Origin of the sequence: Sphaerochaeta sp. UBA5836, assembly GCF_002432845.1 — a bacterium.
In the GTDB taxonomy this organism is placed as follows: domain Bacteria; phylum Spirochaetota; class Spirochaetia; order Sphaerochaetales; family Sphaerochaetaceae; genus Sphaerochaeta.
Genome location: NZ_DJGW01000008.1, coordinates 1 through 1,846 on the forward strand (window position 1 = coordinate 1; position 1,846 = coordinate 1,846).

Annotated in this window: 2 protein-coding genes; one reads left to right on the forward strand and one right to left on the reverse strand. The window is 63.5% G+C overall.

Annotated features, from left to right (window positions below; all coding sequences use genetic code 11):
• Positions 1-1,314: IS1634 family transposase (locus B3F49_RS00625; protein WP_293908527.1), on the reverse strand; the 1,314-nt coding region annotated here is incomplete at its 3' end.
• A gap of 97 nt (positions 1,315-1,411) precedes the next feature.
• Here B3F49_RS00625 and B3F49_RS00630 point away from each other — a divergent pair.
• Positions 1,412-1,789 carry a DUF6788 family protein gene (locus B3F49_RS00630; RefSeq protein WP_293908528.1) on the forward strand — a complete coding sequence of 126 codons (378 nt, stop codon included), beginning with the start codon at positions 1,412-1,414 and terminating at the stop codon, positions 1,787-1,789.
• Positions 1,790-1,846 lie beyond the last annotated feature (57 nt).

Here is a 1,846-nt window from a genome sequence, read left to right on the forward strand (position 1 = left end):
GATGCCGTACTGGCCCTTGTAGGTGCGAAGCAGCGAACGTGCATCCAAGGATTCAACCCCGCAGCAGGGGACGTTGGTGAGCAGCACGAAACAGCCCGCCCGCTCGCGCAGCCGGTTCAAACGGTCCTCAAGGATGAATGCTTCCCATGCCAGCTCGTAGCGGACCTCGGTGGCCCTCGGGCCCTGCTTGGGCGGCCTTCCCCTCTTGTTCACCACCGTCTCTTGGTAGGATGCCCTCAGCCCGTGAAGGGATGTCGTCACAGAGGAAAGCGACCGGGCTGCAGATTCTGCATCCTGTGCACAGAAATAGCGTTTCTCCACCTTGCCGGCCATGGCTGCAATCTCTTTCAGCGACCGGCCGAGCTCGGCGTCGATGGCCTTCTGCCTTCTTTTGTCATGGGCGTCGGAATGGACCACCACCGCACGGTAGGAGGCGCCCTCGATGTCCACCTGCGTCTCCTGGGCCTTGTAGCGGGCAGGCTTTCTCGATGATTCCAGCTCCGCAAGACTGCCGATGTCCACCCATCGCCCGGTCTCGACGGCATGGTCGATCGCCTGGGTGCAAACCGCAAAGTTCATCGGCAGCCTGCTGACGAAGCGCGTCCCACCGAGCAGCGAGAGGTTTTCCTGGGTGACCATCGCACTGTCGGCGACATAGACGAAGGCCCCGTCCCCCAGCCCGTGGCGCGCCATCAGGGAGCCGATGCGCGTAAGCATCGCATTGTTGGACCTCTTGTCGGACGAGTTGCCGTCCAGCGTGGCGCCGAAGATCGGCACCCCCCGCTCCACGCACAGCAGCTCGGTCATGAACTGCTTCAGCTGGGGCTGGTTGTCCTTGGAATGGCCGAAGGTGACCAGCGGCCCCTTCGCAGGGGGGTCGGTCATGCTGGGCCGGTACTCGCCCCAGACGCTGGTGCTGGTGGTGTCGTAGCTTACGGCACGCACATCAAGGCCGAAGGCCCCCGCCGCGGCGACGCCCAGCTCGGTGACGATCCTCGACGGGCCGGCCTCGAAGATCGCATCCAGGCTCCTGGAGAGGTTGGTGTCGCTGAACAGGTGCGGCGGTACGTCGCTTCCCAGCAGGAGGCTGCGGTCCTGGTGCTCCCAGAACTGCTCGACCCGATACAGCGGCGAGCGGCCGCTGAGCACGTCGAGCACCATCGCCTGGACGGCAAGGCCCGCCGGAAGCTCCATGGCGGTGGGCACCATGCGGTCCACGACACCCCTCACATCGAGGATCCTGCAGTAGGCTGCCGCTATCGGCAGGTGGGTGTGGGTGAAGAACGATGCATCGGCGAACGGGTTCTCGTTCATGGCGGCTCCTCCCTGGGTGGGAAAGGGATTGACGGGCTTCCCAATCCTACTGTATAGTACAGTAGGACCAAGGGTCCGGTCAAGGAGCACATGCGTGATGGACAGCGGAACGGCCAGGAAGATTCTCGACGATTGCCTGCGCAGGCACGATGCCCTTGCAGGGCAGCTGAAGGACGTCGGATTCCTGTGGCAGGGCTCGGTTTCCAAGCGCTACCTCACCTGCGGCAAGAGCAGCTGCCCCTGCCACCAGGACCCTGCCCAGCGCCACGGGCCGTACCTGTACTGGAGCAGCAAGGTTGCAGGCAGATCCGTCTCCAAGGCACTCTCGGGCCCGCAGGCGCAGGTCGTCCAGCAATGGGTCGCCAACCGCGTCAGGTTTGATTCGATCGTCGAGCAGATGAAACAGGTCGCCAAGGAGGCCCTCGAAGCAGCCTCCGTGCTCCAGCAGGAGCGGGAAAGGGAGGCGGGGCAGTAAAAAGCACCCTGAAAATAATTACCCCCTGAAAGTACTATTTAGGGTGAGGAATGTGGG

Coding starts and splice junctions, on each gene's coding strand:
- B3F49_RS00630 (WP_293908528.1), top strand. CDS start 1,412: ATGGACAGCGGAACGGCCAGGAAGATTCTCGACGATTGCCTGCGCAGG.